This is a genomic window from uncultured Campylobacter sp. (assembly GCF_938045595.1).
Classification (GTDB): domain Bacteria; phylum Campylobacterota; class Campylobacteria; order Campylobacterales; family Campylobacteraceae; genus Campylobacter_B.
The window spans coordinates 1-1958 of record NZ_CALIBB010000039.1 but is presented as its reverse complement, the minus strand read 5'-3'; the positions used below and the strand labels follow the sequence as shown (position 1 = coordinate 1958).

The window sequence follows — 1958 nt, the reverse complement described above, 5'->3', positions numbered from 1 at the left end:
CGATCTTAGCGCTCGCTGCTCGGTCGTAGAATTTTGCCGCATACCGTTAGGCTAAAATTTTGCCTTTCAAATTTAAAATTCCGCGAGCGGTTTAAATTTTATGTCCGCCAGCCGATCATTGCGGTCGCGCCCGCGGCTCGGCTACAAAATTTTATCCCGATGGTGTCCGCTATGAAATTTTATCCGCTGCGACTTTATAAAATTTGATTAAATTTTGCCCGTCTTGCCGCATGAAATTTCCATAGCGCGAATGTTTTATAGCAAAGCGGCGTATAAGAGGGCGAAGCGTAAATCCCACAAAAGCGCTAAATTTATCGGCGCGATATCAAAGGAGAAAAATGAAATTTTTAGACCGCTTAGGCGTGGATAAGAGCAGCTTTATTGATCTGTTTTCGGCGTGTTTAGGTTGCGGCGCAAGGGTGCAAGAGGCGGGTTCGAAGCTGATCGTGAAGGGCAGGCGCCGGTCTGTGGATCTAAAGCGCGGCGAGATCAGTTTCGGCGATGATTCGCCGCGCGCTATCTGGTATATCGGCAGCGAAGCAAACACCAGCCGCACGTGGCTGTGGGGATACGAAAATATAAACCGCCTTGATGAGCGGCTGCTTACCCTTGCGCGAGATGTGCGCGACTTCGGCTTGCGGCACGGGCTAGAGGAGCTTAGCACGCCTAAGCTCGCACTAAGCGCGGAGATAAACGGCCACGCTCTAAGCGCGATCGCGTGCGGATTATCGCAGGAACCGGTATGTTACTACCGCTGTTCGCACGCAGGCGGAGCGGTGTTTGTGGAGTTTGCGGCAGGCGAGTGCGTGGCGCCAGATGGTACGATCAAGCCCGGTATGGACGCAAGCGAGCTCATCTCTTTGGCGTGCGATTACATAGGCGCATTTCAGTTAAATCACGCCGTTTTTTATTAAGGCGCTTTTACTTAGAAACGGCACGAAATTTAGCGAAGCGGCGGGCAAGATCGTAGCAAATTTTAAAAATGACGCAGTTTTTTCGTTTGATAATTTGGAGCGGCTAAACGAGGCGAAGTTCGCCGTATAGAGCCGCAAATATCGCGCCGTGCATTCCGGGGCTTTGAAATTTACGCCGCGAAATTATGTCCCGCAAATTTTATATCATAGAATTTTGCGTCTTGAAATTTTGCTCGGTAGAATTTGCATCGCGGAATTCCGCCGCGTGAAATTCTGCCTTAAATTTTGCGTCATAAAATTCCGCTACTCTATCCGCGCCCAAGCCTTTAAATTTTAAATCAAAATTAGCCGCCGTCGATGTCGAAATTAAGATGCTCTTTGAGGTAGGCGCGCAACCTGCGGCGGTCGTTGCGACCGGGCGTGATCGCAAACCACAGCACGCGGTCGTTCAGATCTTTGCCGCGGATCAGCACGGTGTCGCGCAGCAAGATGTCGTGAAAGTCGCCGTTTAGCCGCCACGACGAGAGCGTCTTGGCGAAGATAAAGATCACGACGCCCACGACCATTATCACGAACGCCATCCCCACGCGCTCGCTCATGGCGATACCGACTAGCCATAGCACGATCATCGATCCGATCCCGAATTTAAAGAGTCGCTCGTGTTTTACGTAGCGGGAGTGGCTAAGCGCCGTGTAGCTAGTGCAGGTGCGCAAAAAGCCTGGAGTGAGCCTAACGTAGTCGATATTAAAGAGCAAAATTTCGCTCTTGCGCTCGTTTGAAACGAAGGTAATCGCGTGGTCGTTAAATTTAAACAGCCCGCCGCCATCGCGCCCTTGATACCAAGCTACGCCGGCGATCAAAAGTCCTAAAATCCCGCCTCCACCGCGACCGCGTCCGTTGCCTAAAAAAAATTTCATCTAAATCGAGCCCTGCCGACATGCCGTAAAAAAATATAAAAGCCATCATCGCAATGACGAAGATCACGATGAAGGAGTTGTCGTTTTTGACGCTAAATCCGCCTGCACTAGTGGTTCGTGCGCCGCG

At 50.9% G+C, this 1958-nt stretch carries 3 protein-coding genes; 1 reads left to right on the top strand and 2 read right to left on the bottom strand.

The features are described 5' to 3' along the window. The first annotated feature begins 338 nt into the window (after positions 1-338). Positions 339-914 (top strand): DUF6882 domain-containing protein, encoded by a 576-nt coding sequence (locus tag Q0340_RS01575; protein WP_298081883.1) that lies wholly within the window; start codon positions 339-341, stop codon positions 912-914. A 199-nt stretch (positions 915-1113) separates the two neighbouring features. On the opposite strand, the gene Q0340_RS01570 is transcribed toward Q0340_RS01575, so the two are convergent. Both Q0340_RS01570 and Q0340_RS01565 read right to left on the bottom strand, forming a co-directional pair. Continuing rightward, a complete protein-coding gene (locus Q0340_RS01570) occupies positions 1114-1236 on the bottom strand; it encodes a hypothetical protein (protein ID WP_298081882.1) in 123 nt (40 codons plus the stop codon). A 22-nt stretch (positions 1237-1258) separates the two neighbouring features. Beyond that, a complete protein-coding gene (locus Q0340_RS01565) occupies positions 1259-1831 on the bottom strand; it encodes a hypothetical protein (RefSeq protein WP_298081881.1) in 573 nt (190 codons plus the stop codon). Positions 1832-1958: the final 127 nt, after the last annotated feature.